This is a genomic window from Mycobacterium sp. (assembly GCF_044223235.1).
Taxonomy (GTDB): domain Bacteria; phylum Actinomycetota; class Actinomycetes; order Mycobacteriales; family Mycobacteriaceae; genus Mycobacterium.
This window is the reverse complement of sequence record NZ_JBGAME010000004.1, coordinates 38754-58755: the sequence shown is the minus strand read 5'-3', so window position 1 is coordinate 58755 and position 20002 is coordinate 38754. Positions and strand designations below refer to the sequence as shown.

The 20002-nt window shown below is 67.0% G+C and carries 14 protein-coding genes; 5 read left to right on the top strand and 9 right to left on the bottom strand.

Going from position 1 to position 20002, the window contains the following annotated elements; translation table 11 throughout:
* Window positions 1-405 precede the first annotated feature (405 nt).
* Entirely contained in the window at window positions 406-1824 is a 1419-nt protein-coding gene (locus ADBZ6K_RS07960) for a DUF1254 domain-containing protein (protein WP_526345339.1), read from the top strand.
* Window positions 1825-1906: 82 nt separating this feature from the next.
* On the opposite strand, the gene ADBZ6K_RS07955 is transcribed toward ADBZ6K_RS07960, so the two are convergent.
* The 6 genes from ADBZ6K_RS07955 to ADBZ6K_RS07930 all read right to left on the bottom strand — a co-directional run bounded on the left by ADBZ6K_RS07955 (window position 1907) and on the right by ADBZ6K_RS07930 (window position 9785).
* Window positions 1907-3061, bottom strand: a complete 1155-nt coding sequence (locus ADBZ6K_RS07955; protein ID WP_526345338.1) for an MFS transporter — start codon at window positions 3059-3061, stop codon at window positions 1907-1909.
* Between the two features lie 363 nt (window positions 3062-3424).
* On the bottom strand, window positions 3425-4144 hold the full coding sequence (locus tag ADBZ6K_RS07950; RefSeq protein WP_526345337.1) for an FAD/NAD(P)-binding protein: 720 nt from the start codon (window positions 4142-4144) through the stop codon (window positions 3425-3427).
* Window positions 4145-4387: 243 nt separating this feature from the next.
* Window positions 4388-6223, bottom strand: coding sequence for a serine/threonine-protein kinase (locus ADBZ6K_RS07945; RefSeq protein WP_526345336.1), 1836 nt, complete (start codon window positions 6221-6223; stop codon window positions 4388-4390).
* 61 nt (window positions 6224-6284) lie between these two features.
* Window positions 6285-6599 (bottom strand): antibiotic biosynthesis monooxygenase family protein, encoded by a 315-nt coding sequence (locus ADBZ6K_RS07940; RefSeq protein ID WP_526345335.1) that lies wholly within the window; start codon window positions 6597-6599, stop codon window positions 6285-6287.
* A gap of 57 nt (window positions 6600-6656) precedes the next feature.
* Window positions 6657-8132 (bottom strand): glutamate-cysteine ligase family protein, encoded by a 1476-nt coding sequence (locus ADBZ6K_RS07935; protein ID WP_526345334.1) that lies wholly within the window; start codon window positions 8130-8132, stop codon window positions 6657-6659.
* A gap of 306 nt (window positions 8133-8438) precedes the next feature.
* The gene (locus ADBZ6K_RS07930; protein WP_526345333.1) at window positions 8439-9785 is read right to left on the bottom strand and encodes an amino acid permease; all 1347 of its coding nucleotides are present in this window, start codon (window positions 9783-9785) and stop codon (window positions 8439-8441) included.
* A 35-nt stretch (window positions 9786-9820) separates the two neighbouring features.
* Here ADBZ6K_RS07930 and ADBZ6K_RS07925 point away from each other — a divergent pair, with 35 nt between their 5' ends.
* A complete protein-coding gene (locus ADBZ6K_RS07925) occupies window positions 9821-10228 on the top strand; it encodes a hypothetical protein (RefSeq protein ID WP_526345332.1) in 408 nt (135 codons plus the stop codon).
* A gap of 626 nt (window positions 10229-10854) precedes the next feature.
* Here the strand turns inward: ADBZ6K_RS07925 and ADBZ6K_RS07920 are convergent.
* On the bottom strand, window positions 10855-12510 hold the full coding sequence (locus ADBZ6K_RS07920) for an FAD-dependent oxidoreductase (protein WP_526345331.1): 1656 nt from the start codon (window positions 12508-12510) through the stop codon (window positions 10855-10857).
* A gap of 216 nt (window positions 12511-12726) precedes the next feature.
* On the opposite strand from ADBZ6K_RS07920, the gene ADBZ6K_RS07915 reads away from it, so the two are divergent.
* Window positions 12727-14775: a TRAP transporter permease gene (locus ADBZ6K_RS07915; RefSeq protein ID WP_526345330.1), complete on the top strand. Its 2049-nt coding sequence runs from the start codon at window positions 12727-12729 to the stop codon at window positions 14773-14775.
* Complete coding sequence (locus ADBZ6K_RS07910; RefSeq protein ID WP_526345329.1) at window positions 14772-15791, top strand: TAXI family TRAP transporter solute-binding subunit; 1020 nt, start codon at window positions 14772-14774, stop codon at window positions 15789-15791. Before ADBZ6K_RS07915 ends, ADBZ6K_RS07910 begins: the two co-directional genes overlap by 4 nt.
* On the opposite strand, the gene ADBZ6K_RS07905 is transcribed toward ADBZ6K_RS07910, so the two are convergent.
* Both ADBZ6K_RS07905 and ADBZ6K_RS07900 read right to left on the bottom strand, forming a co-directional pair.
* The gene (locus ADBZ6K_RS07905; protein WP_526345328.1) at window positions 15775-16704 is read right to left on the bottom strand and encodes a methyltransferase domain-containing protein; all 930 of its coding nucleotides are present in this window, start codon (window positions 16702-16704) and stop codon (window positions 15775-15777) included. The genes ADBZ6K_RS07910 and ADBZ6K_RS07905 overlap by 17 nt on opposite strands.
* Window positions 16705-16823: 119 nt before the next feature.
* Window positions 16824-19451, bottom strand: coding sequence for an ATP-binding protein (locus ADBZ6K_RS07900; protein ID WP_526345327.1), 2628 nt, complete (start codon window positions 19449-19451; stop codon window positions 16824-16826).
* Window positions 19452-19649: 198 nt separating this feature from the next.
* On the opposite strand from ADBZ6K_RS07900, the gene ADBZ6K_RS07895 reads away from it, so the two are divergent.
* Window positions 19650-19967, top strand: a complete 318-nt coding sequence (locus ADBZ6K_RS07895) for a nickel-binding protein (RefSeq protein WP_526345326.1) — start codon at window positions 19650-19652, stop codon at window positions 19965-19967.
* Window positions 19968-20002: the final 35 nt, after the last annotated feature.

The window sequence follows — 20002 nt, the reverse complement described above, 5'->3', positions numbered from 1 at the left end:
GCCGATCGTAGGAAGACACACCTCCCGCGGTGCGGATGCGACGGCCTACATCTGACACAGGAGCGCCCCCGGCCGAGCAGTTCGAGTCGTTGAACACACCACGAACGAACCCGACGCCTCGGCGCGAAACGCGGTCAAGGAACAACTCGGCAAACTCGCCGACTTTGACGCACTGACCATTTTCGACGATCATCAACGACTCAGGCCGCGATAGTGTGCCGGCGCGCGATGGGCTGTGGCGACGGTTGTGTGCGTGACACCGGCCTCCGCCCGGCGGACCCGCTGAGGAGCGGCGGCTGACACACCGCGGCGTGCGGCGACCGAGTGCCGCGCCGGACATGTACACAGTTGGTAAGCCGTGTTCGCGGCGATACGCCCCGCGACAGCCCACATGAAGGGAAACGAATGAAGCTCTGGTTTTCGGGACTTGCTGTGCTGCTGATGGCCGCCACGACGGGCTGCGGCAAATCCGGTGAACCGCCGACTGGTTCGAGTTCGCCGCTGACGCCGGAGCAGGTGCGCGAGATCGCCAAGGAGGCCTACGTGTATGGCTTCCCGATGGTGGACATGTACCGCATCGAGTACGCGTACGCGGTGAACAAGAACAGCGGCCAGTATCTCGGTGACTGGAACCAGATCCACAGCATCGCCCGGGTCTTCACCCCGGAGGACACCACGGTGCAGACACCCAACTCGGATACGCCTTACGCGTTCCTCGCGGTCGATCTGCGGACCGAGCCGCTGGTGCTCACGGTGCCGCCGATCGAGGCGAATCGGTACTTCTCGTTGCAGTTCATCGACAACTACACCTACGTCTACGACCTGATCGGCAGTCGCGCCACCGGCAACGGCGGTGGCACCTACTTGCTCGCCGGCCCGGGCTGGCAGGGCGAGAAGCCCCCGGGTATCGACAAGGTGATCCGGTCCGACACCGAATTCGGCATGGTCTTGTACCGCACGCAATTGTTCGACCCTGCCGACCTCGACAACGTCAAGAAGATCCAGGGCCAGTACAAGGCCGAGCCGCTGTCGACGTTCGAGAGGAAGCCGGCCCCGGTCACCGCGCCCGCGGTCGTCTTCATCATGCCGCTGACGCCGGACGAGGAGAGGACCTCGCTGGACTTCTTCAAGGTTCTCAACTTCACGTTGAAGTACGCGCCGGTCAAGCCCGAGGAGAAACAGCTGCGCGAGCGGTTCGCCAAGATTGGGATCGCGCCGGACTCTGACTTCGATCCCGCGACGCTGAGCGATGAGCAGCGCACGGCCGTTGAGGACGGCATGGCCGACGCGTGGGCGGAGCTGCACACGTTCCAGACGGAGCAGTTGCAGACCGGGAAGGTGACGTCCGGTCAGCTGTTCGGGTCGGCCGAGCAGCTCAAGGGCAACTACCTCTACCGCATGGCCGGTGCCGTCATGGGCATCCTGGGCCTGCCGGGTGCGGAGGCCATGTACATCCCGTTCACGAACGATTCGTCGGGTGCCAAGCTCAGCGGCACGAACAACTACACGCTGACCTTCCCGGCCGGGCAGCTGCCGCCGGTGAAGGCGTTCTGGTCGGTGACCATGTACAAGTTGCCGGAGATCCTGCTGGTGGAGAACCCGATCAACCGATACCTGATCAACTCGCCGATGCTGCCGAACCTGGTGCGCAACCCCGACGGCGGGATCACGCTGTACCTGCAGCACACCTCGCCGGGACCCGAGAAGGAGGCCAACTGGCTCCCGACCCCCGCCGGTGACTTCCAGATGATACTACGAACGTACTGGCCCGAGCCGGCGATCACCGATGGCAGCTGGACGCCGCCGACAGTGACGAAAGGCTGACCACCGGCCTCGCGTAACCCCAACGGACACTGGGGCGGTCACCGATCGGGCGGCCGCCCCAGCTCACCCCGCTCCGACCCCGTCAGGCCGCGGCGGCCGTCTCGCGACCGGCGGTTTCCCGTTGGGCCACAACGATGTTCACTACCGCCGCCAGCGCGAGCACGACGACGACGCCGCCACAGGCCGCTACGAGATCCTTGTCGACCAGGTACCCTACGATCGGCAGGGTCGTCGCGGTCGTGAGACCGATCACCGCCTGCCGCAAGGCACCGATTCTGCCCAAGGTGGACGCCCTCGCCCCGGACTGCAGGATGCTGACCTGCTGGCTCGACGACACTGCCACGCCGAGTCCGAGCACGGCGGCGCCGAGCGGCACAGCTGATTGTCCCGGCGCGCCAGCCCATTCCAGCCCGAACCCAATCGTCGCGAACCCCACGATCTGGATCGCGAAACCGGATGTGACGGCCCCTCTGCTCGACACGCGTGACGAGTACCGCGCCCACAACGCGGGCGCCGCGATCGCGCCGACCGCGAAGCACACGTCCAAAATGCCCAGCCAGCTTTCACTTCCGTAGAGCTGGTGGACGAGCGGTGTCAGCGCCACGTTGAATGCGGCGATCGTCAGGAAGTCGACGCCGAGAAGGAGCAACGACAGGACCGACCAGCGACTCTCGAGAGCGTCCCGACGTACCGAAATCCACCCGTCTCTCGTGGTGCGGTCCCCGTCGCGCGTCGTCGACGACACCTTCGAACGTGCGGCGGCGAAGAACGCCCACTTCGAACCCGCGGCCCATAGGAAAGCCCCGGCAATCGCACCTCCGAGGATCTGACCCGCCTGAACGGAGACGGTCCACCGCATGTTGTACCGCGGCAGGTCGGCCGGAGGCAGTGATCGCGGCCCAACCGCGAAGATCCCGGCTCGATAGAACGGACGGATGAGGTTGACGATCAGACCGATTGCTATTCCCACGACGACAAGGCCCGCCGGCGCCACCAGGTACCCCATCAACGCCCGGGCTGGGTCGATCGACGCGACGGTACATACCACCGCAGGGTTGACTCGGTCCGCCAGGCTTCCCGCGACCGCCCCCAGAAGGATCGGCACCAGATACTCGATCACCACAACGCCGGTGAAAGCCGACACCGATCCCGATCTCTCAAAGAGCGCCTGCCCGAGCGTGATGGTGAAGCAACCGGACGCCACGTTGAACAGCATGGAGCCGACCAGCGGACGCAAGCCGGGCCACCGAGGAGCCAGAGAAACCATTGCGCAGGCGCCAGAATGGGCATCGGCGTGAGTGCGGCAACGCGTGCCCGGTTGCACGCCTCGTGCGGGTCGGCGGCGTCGGCCATCGCGCCCACCGACCTCCCGTAGCTGTAGTCGACCGCAGGCAGCAGTCGCTCTCCCGCGTTCAGGAGGGTGGTCACGACATCCACACCGGGCATCGATCGCGCCTCTTCGACACCGACCCATCCGGAAAGGACACCGAATTCGACCGGGAACACGAATTGGCCACTGGCGAAACCATTCTCGGTCGCCGCCGCCCCGCAGGTGGGTCTCGACGATGTGCGCAGCTCCGGTGTCCTCGAGGTCTGACGACTAGCCGATGGCGGGGATCAGACGGTCAGCTCCCAGGTCGGCGACGATGTCGCCGAGGTCTCCGTCGTGGGCGTCCACACCGCCGTGTACGACAAGTCGTCCGTCGGCTTGCATGGCGCGCCGCTGACGCCAGCGGCTCAGCGGGACCCGGACCCGGTAGCGGAACCACTTCGGGCCGAGGGCGGCGCGAAGCGCGGTCCGTTCGTGGTCCGACAGCAGGGTGAACGCGGTGTTGAGCGCATGGTTGGCTCCGCTCAGCGAGTGGTGGCAGGCCAGATCGGCATGGTCGGCCAGCGGGTCCGACCAGTGCTCGGCGTGTGCGGCGTCGCAGAGCACATCCGATCGGGTGAAACCGAACCGCGCGAGTTCACGGTCGATCGGAGCCAGCATCGACTCGGCGGTGGGCTCGGTCCACACCGCGAGTCGGATGACGGCATCCTCCGTGAGGTGTTGTGGCGCCTCGCCGTTCGCGGCCGAGACCTGAACGCGCGGCAGGGTGCCGTTCCGGGACAGCAAGTGAACACGCTTCTCGCCGTCGTCGAGTGCACACGCCACATCGATGGAGCTCAGCCCGCTGCCGAGAACCGCCACGTTGCGCCAAACGCCGACACGGGCCTGCAGACCGCCCAGCGGGTAGGCGTCGACGACGGCGGGCGCGATCGCGGGCAGACGCGGCGACCACACGCCGGGAGCGACGACCGCGATATCGCTTGGCGGCACGTCGGCGGTGTCTCCGAATACCGCTATGCCGTCGAGTCGCTCCAGGAGCTGTCGGCCTGCTCTGCGAGTCGGCTCAGCGTGAGCGTGCCGCGGACGCCGATTCCGACGAGCGCGATGCGTGCGCCGCGCGCTGTCGTGGTCGGCTGCCGACACGGTTCATACCCATGCGAGAAATACTCGCGCAGCCAGATCTCCCTCCTGAAAGGAAGGGTTTGCTGTCCGTTTGGTAAGGAACCGCGCCGGCTACGCGGCCGCCTGCAGCGTGATTTCGGAGATTTCCGTCCGGTTCTGACCGTCGGTCGTCCCCAACGTGGAGATCCACACCAGCACATTGGAGGTCTTGGTCCGGTCGTTCACGGCGATGCGGTTGCGCCCCGGCTGCAGTGTCGTGATTGGGGTCAGCTCGACGGTGTCGGCCAACCTGGCCGGGGTTTCCGTTGGCGACGAACGGATCTGCACCTGGGTTCCCGTGCTGGGCACGTCGATTGTGACCGCGCTCAGCGCGGTCGGCTCGGACAGATGCAGCAACAGACCCATGCCTTCGATGAACTTCGGGAACGGGACGGCGTCCCGGTAGGTAACCGTGGGCCACGCCGTGGCCGGGTTGCCGTCGATCGCCAAGTCGGCCTTCTGCGGATTGTCGGGGGCGCCGTCGGGTGAAAACACCACTGCGCTCGCTGGCTTGACGATCGGTCCGGGGCGAGTCCACATGCCGAATCCATCGGTGAAGTACCCAACCGCAGCCGCGGTCAACGCGATAACACCGACGATGGCGACAAGCGCAAGGATCGGGATCCTTCGGCGTTGCGGTGCCCTGTCTCGCGGCGGTTTGCCCTCGGCCGGCGATCGGTGTCGTTTCGGATAGGCCCTGGCTGAAAGGTTGACGACTTTGTCGGCGTCGAGGATGCCGCCGTCCCAGACGCCACTGACCTCGACCTCGTCGCCTTCGGCGAGCTGGCCTGCCACGAGATCGGTTTGTATCTCGACGGGGACGGGAGAACGGAAGTTGCCCGTTGGGTCAAACGGGACCACTTGGAACGACAGGATCCCGACCTGATTTTGAGCACCGACCGCGCTTTGCCGCACGCCACGTGCCGATCCGTGGACGACGACACGCTGCAGACGCTGCGTGGCGGGGCGTTCGCCTGAGCGAAAGTCCTGGGTCGGCTCCGACCGTTCCGACCCGTCCGACCGGGATGCATGCGCACCGGAATTCGCCTGCGGTGCACCGGCGTCGCGGTGTGCATCATGCTGTGCGAGGGAGCGGGCAAAGTCGAGGCAGGTCGGATATCGATCGTTGGGTTCCTTGGCCAGCGCCCTGGACAGGACGGCGTCGAGATGCGCGAGTTCGGGTCGGCGCTCCGAGAGCCGCGGTGGTGGCGTGGCCAGGTGGTGGCTGATGACGACACCGGGATTCGAGTCTTGGAACGGTGGGGCGCCGGACAGGAGGTGAAAGGTCGTGGCAGCCAGCGCATATTGATCGGCTCTGCCGTCGAGCGGCTTGCCCAGGAGTTGCTCGGGGGCCACGTAATTCACCGTTCCGATGGCGACATTGGCGTCGGTGAGGTTGCTGACGTCGTCGATTCTGCGAGCGATGCCGAAGTCGGTCAGCAGCACCCTGCGCCGGTGGTCATCCGACATGGTCACGAGGATGTTCTCAGGCTTGACGTCGCGATGGAGCAGACGGCGATCATGGCCGAAGTCGAGCGCATCAGCCACCGCTGTCACGATTTCGGAGACGTCGTGTTCTGGCATGCCGCCCGGGTAGTGCTCCCGAACCAGTCGACCTGCGTCGGTTCCGTCCACGTAGTCCATCGAGATCCAGAGCTGGCCGTTGAACTCGCCACGATCGAGTACGCGGACGATATGTGGGTGCCACAGCGTCGCTGCCAATTCGGCTTCGCGACTGAACCTGGCCCGGAACTCCTCGTCCGCTGTTGGGCCCAAGGACAAGATCTTCAGCGCATCGTGACGAGGCAGACGAGGATGCTGGACGAGGTAAACCTCACCCATACCACCAGTACCGAGCAGGCGCTCAATGACATAGCCTGCGAAGACGGCACCGTTGTTCAACGGCATGTCCCAAAGCGTACAAACCGGCTCGGTCGACGCGTGGCGGAGGTCCACGCTCCGGCGGGCATCAACCCGCCTGGTACGCGGCAACCTCGAAGTGGGAAACCGTGGTCTCGCGGTCGATGAGGTACTCGTCATCCTCCGGGTAGAACACCGCCGCGTCGATGTCGCGTCCCGCAAACCCGGTGATGGCGGTCAGCGACTCCCACCAACTGACCGTGACAACTTCGGTTCGGCCATCGCCCAGGTCTTTCGTCCACATCTGACAGCCACGGTTGCCCGGCGTCGCCGCATACTCACGCAAGCCGGTAGCGGTGATGTACGCGACGTAGGCGGTCGCCTGATCGGTCCGAACCCAGCCCCGCCACATCCGAGCGATCATGTTTGTCTCCTCGGCGACGCCGGTGCATGCCCTCGATCAACCCGGAACCGGGGTGTCTCATGGTAGAGGCCACTCATGGACCGGGGTGTCGGTGCGTGCGCACTCGACGTAGCGCCGAGTCATCTCGCGCAGCGCCGCAATGCGTCCGAGTCCACTCTCTTCGAGGCGAAATACCGTTCGGGTTTGCCACGACGCGCCGGTGCGGCCGCTTTGCACTCGATGTTCGATGACACTGAGGTACCGGTCACGGTCCGTCCCATCCACGCCCCAGGCGTCGAGACCGGTCGCGGCGGCCGGCAGCAGCGTGTCAAGGGTGAGCTGCTCGACCGAGTGGTCCCCGCCCTGCCAGTGCAGCCGTGCCGCCAGCCCGTCGCGCGCCCCGCAATGCAGATCCCGCTCGGCGACCGCAAACGGCACATCCCGCCATGGGGCACGGTCGCTGTCGACGATGGCGCGAACCAGTCCGTAGTAGAACGCGGCGTTGGCGACCATGTCGATCGCTGTCGGTCCGCTCGGCAGCACGCGGTTCTCGATGCGCAGGTGCGGGCGGCCCGCCTGGACGTCGTATACCGGTCGATTCCACCGCCACACCGTGCCGTTGTGCAGCCTGAGCTCGCGCAGCGTTGGAGCGCGCCCCGCCGCCAGGGCGGCATCGGGATCCTCCTCTTCCAGCGTCGGAAGCAGTGGCGGGTACAGCCGAACCAGGTCGTCGAAGAGTTCCAGCGGGCTGTCGATCCAGCGGTCCCCGAGCCGCACACGCGCCGGTGCGCTAGCTCTGACTTCTTTGGGGCGACGCGTGTCGAGCAGCTGTTCCAGCAACGTGATTCGGGTTTCTTCCCAAGCCCGGCGAGCAAGCAGGAACGGCGCATTGGCGGCCACCGCGACTTGCGCACCCGCGATCATCTGCGCCGCGTTGTAGTAGTCGGCGAACCGGTCCGGCGGTACTTGCATGTGTAGCTGCAGGCTGGTGGCGGCGGCCTCGGGGGCGACCGAGTCCGTCGTGAACTGCAACGGCTCGAACGAGTCGACAATGCGCACCAGAAAAGGCCTGTGCCGAGCGGCGCGCATGCGGCCGTTCATGAGCGCGTAGCGCGGGTTGGTGGAGATCCGCTCGACGGTCAGGTGCTCGGCGCCTAGGGTCGGCAGCATGCCGACGGCGACGATCCGGGCGCCCAGACTTTCGATCCGGGCCCTACCCGTGTCGAGCACGTCGATGAGATCGCTTTCGGTGTCCCGCAGAGCAGAGCCGCTCAGCCGGCGTGGGGCGACGTTCAGCTCGACATTGAACTGGCCGAGCTCCTGCTGCATGTCCGCCCGCTCCAGCCGTGCCAGCACAGCATCGTTGACCAGCCGCGGTCTGCCCAACGGGTCAACGAGATCGAGTTCCACCTCCATGCCCATGGTGTGCTCGTCGCAGACGAACCAACCCGCCTCGAGCATGCGCTTGAGCGCGGCAACGCACCGCTCGAGCCTGTGCTGCACTGCGTCGCCCTGCCCGAGAGCCAGTGCGGACGCCTCGATACGATCACCCACGGCGCACCTCCTCTCATCGCGAGGGACTTCCCGGCATAAGGGTGTTTGCGCCCTGTATTGGGCTGGACTTTAGACCTCGTTTCCGAGAAGGATTTCCCGGGGCTGCTGTGCGGGTTCAGCGGGTCGAACTCTGGTTCTGGGGTGGGCCTTCACGATCCGATCGCGCCGCAAATCGGGGATGCGGGGCAATGTCGGGTTGCCCGGCGCGCTCGAACGGACGTTTTTCTCGTCTGCCTCTGCGATTGAGCATTGTTTGGCTGCAAGTCTTCTCGTGCATGGTCGACGAAGCGTCGAGTCTGCGCCCCCCTATTGGGCGCCCGCCGCCGCGACCCCCCGAGGTCGGCCGCGCAGCACCCACATCCTCCACAGATAGGTGGCCACGGCGGCAGCGGCGAGCAATGCGATCAACCCGTCGACGCGAGTCGCGTTGACGACGAGGATTATTGCCACCAGGACCGCACCGATGATGTTGAGTATCAGGGCTGCAGGCCGGCGGTCGCGATAAGAAAGACGCGCGCAGGCGATGGTCGCGGCCAGAAAGCTCGCGAAGACGGCCACCGCGTAGAACCCGACGAGGCGCTGCTCGCGCCCGCCGGCGGCGACGAGCATCGCCGCGGCAATCAGCACCAGTGCCACGCCCCACTCTGGTATCAGAAAGCGATTGATGCGCCCGAAACGGCTTGGCACCAAACCTTCTCCGTCCCTGCCGATCGTCGCCAAGGCCTTCAGGACGCCCGAACCCGCCAGATAGGACGAGGCCGCGGCAGACAGCAGAAGCAGGGCACTGCTGGCCTGGAAGGCGACGAACAACGGTCCACCCCCGGTGGCGGACCGAGCCACTTCGGCGATCAGAGTGGAGGTTTCGGATGGGAGATCCATGCCGAGGTAAACGGCGAGCACCGCGAAGGCAATCGTCAACGTGCCGACGATCCCGACCATCAACCAGAGCGTCAGGCGCCCGAGCCGTCGCCTCCCGTGGTCGCTCAGTTGCGGCAGTTGGGCAATCGCATTCGACGGGGCCTCGACGCCAGTGGCCAACGCCATGCCAAGGGGGACAGCAAGCAGTGCCGGGCCCAGTCCGGCACCGTCCAGCAGCGGTGTCCCGGCACGGGTTGCATGGCTCCCGGCCACGGTCGCACCGGGCCAATGGATGAGCCCGGCGACGATCACGCAGACCGACAACACAATGAACGCGACAGTGGCGACGGCAAAGACAACCCGGCCGGCCTGGCCGAGCAGAACACCGGCCGCGACCAGCACAACAAGGGCCAGTCCAAGCGGAGTCCGCCACGGCTCCAACTGCGGCCTGTACGCGATCAACGCCGATGCCCCGGCCGCGCAGCTGACCGCCACCGTGAGCGTGAAGTCAACCAGCAGCGCGCCCAGGGGGATGAACGCCCACCCCTCGCCAAAGGCATGGGCAATCCCCTCCGGTCCGCCGCCCCCACTCGGGAATCGTCCGATCAGCTCGTGATAGGTCGCCGAGATGACGGCGATGATCGCGATGACCGCCACCATGGCAGGGGCGAGGCTGCTGAGGTGGCCGTGAAGCGACCGCAAAGCGGCTTCGATCGCGTAAGCGACCGAAGAGACCGGATCGGCCATGACGGTGAAAGCGAAGGCGAAGGTCACCGTCGTGCGACTCAGCCCCACGGGCACGATCCTAGGTCAGGGCCACGATCCAGGGCGTGAATCTGCACGGCCCTTCCCGCGCCTCGACAGCAACGGTCCGGGAGGGCACTGCCCTCAAGATCGTCATGGGCGTCATGCAGATGGAGGAGTCGAACGCTGCGACGTCTGCATCGTCGGAGCGGGCATCGCCGGAACTCAACGCCCCGTTCGCGGCCAGCCAATACCTATGGCGCGATCAGAAGTTCATCCTGGTCGACCGTCGGGAGTGCGTCGGCGGCACGTGGGTCGACACGTACGACTACGTCCGATTGCACCTGCCGAATGGCCTTTTCACCGTGGGGAACATCGGGTGGACTCTCGGCCAGGATCCGTCGTACTCGGCAACCCAAAGGCGAAGTGCTCGAGCACACCGACCACTGCCCATGGTGGTCGAGACGAAGCGACTGACAATGCAGACGGCCTGAGACGTGCACCCAACGACCCGCTCGAGATTTCCAGCACGCGGGTGCTGTCGGTGTCTCCGGACCACTGCGAAATTCGAAGTGGTGACATGCCGGAGAGCGACACGCCGATGGGGATCATCGGCAGCGGCACGACCGCGATGGATACCGCGCACGCACTCATCACGCAATGCCCGGCCGCGAAGTGAACCTGGTGGCTGGATAGTGAACGGCCTGGATACCTCGCTGGCGGCGACCACCTGTGCGTGCCCTACGTCCCGACGGTGGTTCGGTCACTTCCGTCCAGACGCGTTTTGCCACAATGTATTTGACGTCATTCTCGGCATCTTTCCTGACGCATCTGCTGTTCCTGGGCGCGATAAGGGACGTTCTGCTGTGCGAACTGGACATGCCAGCTCGACTTGGATCGCTGGTACCCGCTTCCACGCCGCATGGCGGCTACGGCCCCTGTACTCGGTTCTCTTGGCGCGGGCGGGTTCATCGGCCGGCAGTGACGACGGTCGGCGCGCAAGAACGCGCCGCATGATCGCCGAAGTCCGCGTGTCGGTCGAGTGTGCATCCCGGCCGTGTTGCGCTGAGCCCGCTGGCGGACAGTGCTTCGGCGAGGTTGGTTGCGAGCGGCGGATCGATCATGGCCGGGCGGCGAGCTGGAAGTAGCGATGTATGAGGGCGATCGCCACACCGCCCTCACCGACGGATGCCGCGACACGCTTCACCGAGCCGGAGCGGATATCCCCGACGGCGAAGACGCCGGGGGCGCTCGTTTCCAGAGCCAACGGCTCGCGGTCCGCCTCCCATCCGCCCGTCTTCATCGCGTCGGGTCCGGTCAGCACGAATCCGTGTCTGTCGCGCGCGATCTCCGGCGGAAGCCAGTCCGTCGTCGCTTCGGCCCCGATGAGGACGAACAACGCACGAGCATCCCGTCGGGATGTCGTGCCGGTCGTTTGATCGATGACCTCGATCGACTCGAGGTGGTCGGCTCCGTACACGCCGACCACCTCGGATCGCGTCTCCACCCGGATGTTCGCCTTCGTCGCGATCCGCTCGATGAGATACGCCGACATGCTCTCGGCCAGTGACTCGCCCCGCGCGAGAACGGTGACCGATCGGGCGTGGTTGGAGAAGAACAGGGCGGCCTGTCCGGCGGAGTTGCCTGCCCCGACGAGAAACACATCGTTTCCCTGCGCCAGGCCGGCGTCGCTGCGGGCCGCTCCGTAGTAGACGCCGGAGCCGACGAACCGATCGATCGAATCGATGTCGAGACGCCGCCACTGGACTCCCATCGCGAGAACGATCGACCTCGTCCGCAGAACGTCGCCGCCGTCCAGCGTGACGGTCATTTCGCCGGGGTCGACGTGTTCGACCCTGCGCGTCACGACGATCTCAGCGCCCAGCCGCCGCGCCTGTTGGAGGGCCCGGCTCGCCAGCTCGTCCCCGGACACGCCGTATGGGAAGCCGGTGTAGTTCTCGATCCGGGTCGAAGTGCCTGCCTGGCCGCCGGGCGCGAAGGACTCGATGAGAGCGGTCCTCAGGCCCTCGGACGCAGCATTGACCGCCGCCGTCAGGCCTGCCGGCCCGCCGCCCACGATCACCACGTCATAGTGTGCGCGGCCCGGCGTGACCGTCAGTCCGGCAACGGTGGCGACGACGCGCATCGACGGATTGGTCAGCGCAGTGCCGTCGGGCAGCCGCACCATCGGGTAGTGGCCGGCCGTCACCGGTTCGCCCCCGGTGTGCGCAAGGGCGCGGGGGTCGTCGGGGTCAAGGCGTTCGTAGGGGATCTGGTTGCGGTAGAGGAAGTTGCCGCACCGATGAACGCCCGGGTCGATGCGCGGGCCGATGACGGCCATCGCTGGCTCGAGCGGCCGCGCGGTTGCGGTTCTGAGCATGTCGATGCGCTCCAACGTGGCTGCGCCGACCGCCGCGGAGACCTCGGGGGCCATGGCGGCGAGCGTGTGGAACACCTCGGCGCTCAGCTTCAGCACCCGGGACGGCTCGACCGCCCGCATGCTGGCGGGCAGGGGCGTACCCAGCGTCATCGGGACCTCCCCTCCGATTTCCCCGGGAAGCCGGACGCCGATCACGCGTTCCACGCCGTTCACGAGTTTCGTCAGCTCGGTCTTGCCCTCGACCACCACGGCCAACGCCCGCACATCGCTCTCGTGGGCCACGTACTCCCCGGGTGTGAGGCGGATGTCCTCCACCTCGCCGGCGAGGTACTCCAGCGCTTTGTCCTCGAGCTCAGCGAAGAGCGGAATCCTTACCAGTTCGTCGACCGTGATCATGGCTGTCTCCCAACGTTTTCCATCACCGAATCGCCGGAGCTGCCCGGCGTGCGGTGCCGACAATGCGTATAGGGAATGGTGGACCGGACGACCGTCCCGCGCATGAGGCATCCGCCTCACGTTGCGCCCGCAACACGTCGACGGGCACCGCCGACCTCGGTGGAAGTCCGCAATCCGCCGCGAGCGATTCCGCTGCGGCTTAACGTGGGAACACCTATGACTCGCACCTCGTCGACGGATCCCGGCGACTCGCCGACCGAGGTCGTCACGCGCGCGACCGGCGGTGAGCCTTCGGCGGCCGCGCCGGTACCGCAGGTCGACGATCAAGAGCGACCTGGTCGTGAGCTGCGCGGTTGGCCCGGACGTCTGGTCGCCGTCGTCGCCTTCGCCGTCGGGGTGCTGGCGATCTGGCAGGTCTTCCGCCCGCTGTCGCAGGGCAGCCAGTACTACCTCATCGTGTTCCTGGCCGGCTCGCTGCCGCTGGTGTTCCTGGTCTACCGGTCCGGACTGAGCCGCCTCGATCCCGTCGACCGGCCGGGAATCCTCGACTGGCCGTTGGCGGCGATCACCCTGCTGGTCTGCCTCTACCCGATTCTGCCGGTGCACATCGGGTCCGGCGGCGGCGGGTACAACGCCTTCCTCGACCGGCAGGGCCTGCTCGACCCCGTCGACGTGGCGATGGGGGCGCTGCTGCTGTTGCTCATCCTCGAGGCGTGCCGGCGCACGACGGGGTGGGCCCTGCCCATCGTGTGCGGATTCTTCCTCGCCTACGGCTACTATGGCGGGCTGCTGCCCCAGAGTTGGGCCATCGCGCATTCCGGGCTGGACTTCGGTCAGATCGTCGATGCGCTGTACAACTCGGGCAGTGGCTTCTTCGGGACCCCGCTCGACGTCGCGGCCACCTACATCGTGCTGTTCACCATCTACGGTGCCGTCCTCGAATTATCGGGCGGCGCACGTTTCTTCGTCGACTTGTCGGTGTCGGCCTTCCGCCGCTCGCGCAGCGCCGCAGGCCGGACGGCGGTCGCATCGGGATTCCTGCTCGGCACGGTGTCGGGCTCGGGGACGGCCACCGCCGTCAGCGTCGGCGCGGTCACCTGGCCGATCATGCGGCAGGCCGGCTACACGCCCGAGCGTGCCGGCGGCGTCCTCGCGGCGGCCGGTGTCGGAGCGCTGCTGTCGCCGCCCACCCTCGGCGCGGCCGCGTTCATCGTCGCCGAATACCTCGAGGTCTCCTACCTCACCGTGCTCGGCTGGGCGATGATCCCGACCGTCCTGTACTACCTCGGGATCCTGCTCGCCGTCGAGATCGACGCCCGCAAGCACGGGATGAGACCGGCGGCCCTCGACACGGGTTCACCCTGGAAGCTGCTGGGCCGCTTCGGCTATCACTTCTCGTCGCTGATCGCGATTGTCGTGCTGCTGGCCATCGGAATGTCCGCGACACGCGCCGTCGTCTACGCCACCGCGCTGGCGTTTGTGTTGTCGTTCCTGGACAGCCGGTACCGGCTGACGCCGCGGCGGGTGTTCGATGCGCTCAGTGCCGGCGTCCGTGGTGTGCTGCCCGTGGTGGCGGTCTGCGCGGCGGCGGGGGTGATCACCGCCATGACCACCAAGACCGGTCTGGGCGCGCAGTTCTCGTCGGTCCTCGTCGGCGGGGTCGACGCACTCACCGACAACCGCACGGCCATGCTCGCGTTGACCGCGGTGTTCGCCGCGGTGGCGCTGGCCCTGCTGGGACTCGCGATCCCGGTGACAGCATCATTCGTCATCGGCTGGGTCATCATCGGTCCCGCGCTGCTGGCGTTGGGTGTGCCCGCACCTGCCGCCGCCATGTTCGTCTTCTACTACTCGGTGCTCTCGGAGGTGACGCCGCCCACCGCGTTGGCCGCCGTCGGTGCGTCGGCAGTCACCGGGGGACGGGCGATCTCGACGATGTGGCAGGCGCTGCGGTACGCCGCACCGGCGTTTCTGGTGCCCATCGCGTTCGTGCTGACCACCCCCGGCGAGTACCTGCTCGCGCGGGGACCCGCCGTCGGCGTGCTCTGGGCCGCCGCGGCCGCCTGCGCAGGCATCGCGGCACTGTCCTTCGCGCTGGGCGGCTGGGTGCTGGGTGCCGGTGCGGCCCCGGTCATTCCGCGGCTGCTCGCCGCTGCTGCCGCCCTGCTGCTGTTGTTCCTGGACCCCGCCACCATCGTGGCGGGATCCGCGTGCCTGCTCATCGCGGTCGCGCTGACCATCATCGACAAGAGGAGACAAGCATGAGGACTGTGGCCACGGCTCTCGCGGGGCTTGCCGCGGTTGTCCTCACCGGGGCGACCGCCACCGGTTGCGGCGGCAGGCAGGACGCGCCGACGGCGGATTCAGGCGGCGAGGTCACCTGTGAGGTGGGCGCAGACACCCGGGTGAGTATTGCGACAGGCAACGCCACCGGGGTGTACTTCTCGCTCGGAAACGCGTTCGCGGAACAGATCTCGACAGCGACCGACGGAAGGGTCAAGGCCACGGCCGCCGAGACCGGGGCATCGGTGCAGAACATCCAGCAACTCGTGGCGGGCACGTATCAGGTCGCCTTCTCCCTGGCCGACAGCGCGGCCGACGCTGTCGAGGGCAAGGCGAGTTTCGACGGGAACAAGCAACCCGTGCAGGCCCTTTCGCGGATCTACCCCAACTACACCCAGGTGATCGCCCGAACCGGCAGTGGTATCACCTCGATCGAGGATATGCGCGGCAAGCGAATCTCCACAGGGTCACCCGGCTCCGGCACCGAGGTCATCGCCAACCGCCTTCTGGAGTCCGCCGGCCTGGACCCAAACTCCGACGTCGCCGCGCAGCGGCTCGACCTCACCAAGACCGTGGACGGAATGAAGGACGGAGGCATCGACGCACTGTTCTGGTCCGGCGGCCTGCCGACGCCGGGGATCACCGATCTGATCACCACCGCGCGTGACGATGTCGTGTTCATCGACATCACGCCGCAACTGGCAAAGATGCAGGAGGTCAGCCCGGCGTATGAGGAGGGTGTCATCCCAGCCGCCACCTACGGGTTGCCTGCCGACGTGAAGACCATCGTGGTGCCGAATGTGTTGTTGGTCCGCGACGATCTCGACGCCAACCTCGCGTGCGTGCTCACCAAGACGCTTTTCGAGCGCAAGGCCGAGCTCGAACAGGTGGTGGGAGCGGCGAAGGGGATCAGCCTCGACAACGCGCGTGACACCGACCCCGTCCCGCTGAACCGCGGCGCCGAGCACGCACTCGACGGCCTCAACGCCGCGAAGTAGTCGCGAAGGAGTAGAGCCTCGTCCCGACGTTGGTCAGATCTGCGACGCTCGGCCGCAGGAGCTTGGTGGCAGTGACCAGAAGGTATTCGGCGGGGTATGCGGTGCGGCCCGGTTCGGTCGCCCGATTCCAGCTTTCCAGCAGTTCCAAGAAGTCGCGGTCCAGCGCCGCCAGCCGCTCGGGTCGGTCCGCGTTGAACCGGTATGTGGCGATGACGGGACCGTAGGTGCGCTTCCAGTACTCGCGGAATTCGAGCGGACTTGCGCAATGGTCGATCAGCACGGTCTCGCGCCGGGTCCGAAGTCCGGCGACCGTGTCTCCGAACAGGTTCCGCACATGGTTCTCGTCGCCCCACAGCGGGGGAGGGCTCGCGCCGACCGGGGGTGTGGGTGCGTAGGGCTTCAGTGTGGCGAAGAGCCGGCCGATGAATCCGCCTGGCGTCCAGTTGATCATCCCGATCGTTCCGCCGGGACGAGTCACCCGGATGAGCTCGTCGGCGGCCGCCTGATGGTGCGGGGCGAACATCGCTCCCACGCATGAGACAACCACGTCGAAGCTGCCGTCGCCGAAGGGCAGTGCTTCCGCATCGCCTTCGACCCACTCCAGGTCCACGCCGCGTTGCGCCGCAATCGCGCGTCCGGGCTCGAACAACTCGGGGGTGAGGTCACTGGCGGTGACGGTGGCGCCGGCGGCGGCGGCCGGGATGGCCGCGTTACCCGAGCCGGCCGCGACGTCGAGGACCCGTTGTCCGGGGCCGATGTCACAGGCCTGAACGAGGCGCGGGCCGAGCGCGGGGATCAGCTCCGCGGCCACGGCAGGGTAGTCCCCCGACGCCCACAGGGCCCGGTGTTTGGCCTTGAGCTGTCGGTCGGCATCCTGCCCGATCGAAGACGGCGCGGGGGCGGTCACGGTCATGGTGATGTGCTCCTCGATTCGACTGATGCGTACTGAGGCAACGATCCGCGATCGGGGGATCGTCAACATCGGGAAGTGATCCCCATATTGCCGACGCACACGTCACCCATGGGGAACCGTCAGGCGAGCAGGCCGACTTCCCTGGCGCGACGGACCGCGTCACGACGCCTTGTCACGTCGAGTTTGGTCAGGATCGCCGAAACGTGGTGGTCCACGGTTTTGACCGAGATGAACAGCCGTTCGGCCAGTTCCGCGTTGGTCAGGCCGTCTTCGAGCAGACGCAGCACTTCGACCTGGCGCGTCGTCAGACCCGCCGGATTCGCAAGCGTCGTGCCGCGGCGCGGGGCGGGCACCGTCCGCACTCCACGCGAGCGTAGGTCGAGGCGTACCTTGGCGGCCACGGCGTCGGCGCCGAGACGGTCGAGCACATCGAGTGCGCGGCGAGCCAGATTAGGGTCGCCCGAATCGACCAGGGCGAGGGCGGCGTCGTACGGGGTCGACAGGCAGTGGAACGCATCGGCGGCCGCCTCGAACCGTCCGTCGAAAAGCAGTCGGTAAGGCTCCGCGAGCGTGTCCGGCTCGATGCTCTTGCCGATGACTACAGTCTCCGCCGGGCCGGATCGGCGCAACCACATCGCCAACTCTCCGCGTGCCCACTCCAGCCCGGTCACTGGTGGGCTGTCGAGCAGCGTCCGGCACTGGTCGATGCGCGGGTCGGCAATGCCGGTCAGCCAGGCTCGTTCGATGATTGCTGCCGCCACCGGCAGCATCCTCACGCGCTCGCCGAAACGGCAGGCGAGTCGCCACGCATCGTCGATGACGCCTGCGTCGTCGCCGTTTCGGCGCAGAGACACCACACCGCGAATCAGCAGCGGCCAGGTGCGGGCCAGCGGCGCGCTGGGGCTGTCGAGCACCAAATCGGCGTCGGTGAGCGCATCGTCCCAGTCACCGACGAGCATCTTCAGGCGGCTGCGCGAACCCAGTTGGACCATCTTGCAGATCGGAAGGTCGTGCTCGATCATCAGCGGAATGCTGGTGTCCAGGAAGTCGGACGCCAAACCGAGTCGACGCTGTTCCACGTCCAGGTAGCTCAGGTTGGTATAGCCGGTCGAGTACACCTCGTCGATGTGTTTGGGACCCGTCGCCAGCACCGCCAGTATCCGGTCGCGCGCCGCGTCATCGCCGGCGAGGATGTCGCAGAAATACCCGATCAGTCGCACGTGCACCGACAGATCCGGATCGCCTGCCTCGCGGGCGATTTCGCGGGCGCGGACAAGCATCCGCGTTGCCGCCTCCACGTGCGTCGACTGCACGGCGAGGAAGGCTTGCATCGCGAAGGCGTGCCCCAGCTGCGTGAGTCGTGACGGATCATGCTGCGCGGCAACGTCTTCGAGCGTTGCGATGGCGTCGGCAACATGTCTGTCGGCGATGGCGCGGTTGCCGTTGTACCACTCGTACACGGCGAGCGAATGCTGGTTGGCGCCGACGGCGACGGGTGTGTTCGTATCCTGACGGATCCGCATGGCGCGGCGGCACGCGCCGATCGCATCGTCGAGGCGGTCGGTGAGGTAGTACTGGCTGGCCAGCGACTCCAACAGTTCGGCTTCGGCCGCCCCGGTCAGCGCCCCGCCCCGCCCCAGCGCGATCTCGAAGAACTCGGTGGCCTGGGTATGGGCGCCGGATCGCGCCGCCGCCTCGCCCGCTGCGATGCTCGCGGCGGTGATGAGCGCCTTGTCACCCGCGCCGAGCGCATGGTGACAGAGCACCGCGGGATCCTCGTGAGACGCCGAGCGGTGGGCGTCGATGAACCGGCGGTGCAGACCTGGCTCGGCGCCTGGCGGGATGACGCTGCTGATGGCCAGCCGGCACAGGTCGTGGCGGAAAGCGACCCCGCGGGCGTCGCGCTTGATCAGCTTGGCCTCGTCGAGGGCCCGCAATGCGGGCAGGGTGACGCCGAGTTCGGTCAGTAGGTGATCGGGGATGGCTCCCGGCGCGCAGGTGAGCAGGTTGAGCAGATCCCATGCCGCGACTTCGAGGTCGGCGGTGCGGGCCAGGATGGCGTCGCGCACGGTGCTGGGCAGGTCCGCGCCGCCGTGGTCGAGCATCTCGCAGACGAAGAACGCGTTGCCCCCGGTCACCCGATGCAGCCAGGCCGGATCGACATCGCGGTCACCGACCATCGTCGCGATCGCGTCGATGCTCAACGGGCGCAGAACCAGGCTCTGCGCATGCGGGGACCGGGCGACGTCTCCGAGCAGACTCCGTAGCGGATGCAGGACGCTCACCTCGTCGTCGCGCGCGATACCGATGGCCAGCAGATGCGTCTGCGGTACGCGGCGCAGCAGGAACCGGAACAGGTCGATGGTGCCCTGGTCGGCCCAATGCAGATCGTCGAGGACCAGAATCGACGGTTGCCGCCGGAGCTCGTCGAACACTTCGGCGAAGATGTCGTACGGCTGGTCGCTGTCGCCCAGTAGCCGCTGTGTTGTCGGGCCGAACTCGTGCGCCAGGTCGTGCAGCGGCCCCAGCGGTCTCGGTGTCGACAGCGGGTCGCATGCGCCCCACAGCACCCGCACTTCGTCCGAGCTGGCGTGAGCGCCCACCCGCTCCACGAATGCCTCGACGAACGCCGTCTTGCCCGCACCGGATTCGCCGCACACCAACACCGCGCGGCCACGCCCCCCGCGAGCCTGCGCCGCCCGCAGCATCAGCTGCTCGAACTCGTATTCGCGCTCGGTGAGCGTCACGGACGGATGCTATCGGCAAAACGCCGTTCTCACCAGGCAATACGGCTGCCACGGGTATCCGGCCGCAGTGGTGTCACCGAAATGGGGAAGTTCTACCGATGACTGCGCTCCTCGGGAAATCGAAGCTGGATTGCGCCCGGTGCTTCTGCGGCGGGCCACCCTGAATAACCCCGAACCAACCCGAACCAAGGAGAGGCCATGCCACGATTCATCATCGAACGGAACATTCCGGGCGCGTCCGAGCTGACGGAGACACAGCTGGCGGAGATCTCGAAGAAGTCGAACGCCACAGTGGAGTCGCTCGGCGTGCCGTACCGGTGGATCACCAGCTACGTCGCCGGCGACAAGATCTACTGCATCCACGAGACCGACAGCGCCGACACCATCCGCGAGCACGCCCGGCGCGGGGGCTTCCCCGCCAACGTCGTCACCGAGATCGCCGACGAGTTCGGGCCGCACACCGCCGAACTCGTCGCGTCATCGAACGGTCACGGAACGGCCGAGACCCGCCGCTGAAACAACGCGATGCCCAGAGGTCAGCGCGGTGCGCG

Coding starts and splice junctions, on each gene's coding strand:
- ADBZ6K_RS07960 (WP_526345339.1), top strand. CDS start 406: ATGAAGCTCTGGTTTTCGGGACTTGCTGTGCTGCTGATGGCCGCCACG.
- ADBZ6K_RS07945 (WP_526345336.1), bottom strand. CDS start 6,223: ATGCCGTTGAACAACGGTGCCGTCTTCGCAGGCTATGTCATTGAGCGC.
- ADBZ6K_RS07940 (WP_526345335.1), bottom strand. CDS start 6,599: ATGATCGCTCGGATGTGGCGGGGCTGGGTTCGGACCGATCAGGCGACC.
- ADBZ6K_RS07920 (WP_526345331.1), bottom strand. CDS start 12,510: ATGATCACGGTCGACGAACTGGTAAGGATTCCGCTCTTCGCTGAGCTC.
- ADBZ6K_RS07915 (WP_526345330.1), top strand. CDS start 12,727: ATGACTCGCACCTCGTCGACGGATCCCGGCGACTCGCCGACCGAGGTC.
- ADBZ6K_RS07910 (WP_526345329.1), top strand. CDS start 14,772: ATGAGGACTGTGGCCACGGCTCTCGCGGGGCTTGCCGCGGTTGTCCTC.
- ADBZ6K_RS07905 (WP_526345328.1), bottom strand. CDS start 16,704: ATGACCGTGACCGCCCCCGCGCCGTCTTCGATCGGGCAGGATGCCGAC.
- ADBZ6K_RS07895 (WP_526345326.1), top strand. CDS start 19,650: ATGCCACGATTCATCATCGAACGGAACATTCCGGGCGCGTCCGAGCTG.